At 44.9% G+C, this 1011-nt stretch carries 1 protein-coding gene; it reads left to right on the forward strand.

Going from position 1 to position 1011, the window contains the following annotated elements; translation table 11 throughout:
• Nucleotides 1-201: 201 nt before the first annotated feature.
• Nucleotides 202-1011, forward strand: an 810-nt coding sequence (locus BSZ31_RS15205) for an abortive infection family protein (protein ID WP_105029448.1), incomplete at its 3' end; no start/stop codon positions are given.

Raw genomic sequence — 1011 nt, forward strand, 5'->3', positions numbered from 1 at the left:
CCCCTCTTTACCCTAAGTGGGTCAATTTTAGATGCAACTCAACAGTCAAGTTTTCGAGATTAGCAACGAGGGTTATCAAATAGCTGACATGATTGAACTGTAAAAACGTAACAAGCGCATCTTGTCAGACTTTTTTCCGCTGCGCTCCAAACCAGCCCAAAATGCGAGCGTTAGCATCCCCTGAAATATAAGAGTGACTCTATGAGAAAGGAAATTCCAGCTCCAATAATTGCCGTGCTTTCTGAGAATATGCCGACCTTAGAAACGCATGCCAGCTTAGACAATCTTTTTACATATGCTGAAGCTCCCGGCGAGCCACCTGAGGGTTCTAAGCCTGTTAAAGTTCAATCATGGCTTCGGCGAGTCAATAAAGAATCGGAATTCCCCTTGGTCGTATTGGGGCGAATTATTGAGTGCTACATCGAATTGCCTGGTGCAGAAAATACGGCTTCTTCTTGGTTTGGCTCCCCGAGCGTAGATATAAAGAAAGAGTTCAAATCCAAATTGGAGGCAATCCTTTCTAGATGTAATCTGACGTACATCACTGGCGGGATCATTTCTGATGGTAGTTCAGCTCCTAGTCGATCTCTAGCAGAGCTGATTAAAGGTCGAGATATACCCTCCATTGATGCAGAGTTTAATCGTGCACTACTGAATGTAAATTCGGAGCCAAGAGAAGCTGTTTCTGCGGCATGCAATATCCTTGAATCTATTTTTAAGATTTACATAGCTGACGAAAAGCTGGAGATGCCACAGAAGCAGGATCTTCAAAATGTCTGGAAGGTGGTGCGTGCAGATTTGGGGTTTGACCCAGCCGCTTTAGAGGATGACGATCTCAAAAAAATTCTATCTGGCGTGTTGTCAGTAGTTGACGGAATTGGCGCTTTCAGAACGCATGCTAGTTCCGCTCATGGGCAAGGTCGGAAAATATACAATCTAAAGCCACGGCATGCACGGTTGGCGATCCATTCTGCTCATACGATCGCGCTATTCGTATTGGAGACTTGGGAT

The organism is Limnobacter sp. SAORIC-690, from assembly GCF_002954425.1.
GTDB classification, from domain to species: domain Bacteria; phylum Pseudomonadota; class Gammaproteobacteria; order Burkholderiales; family Burkholderiaceae_B; genus Limnobacter; species Limnobacter profundi.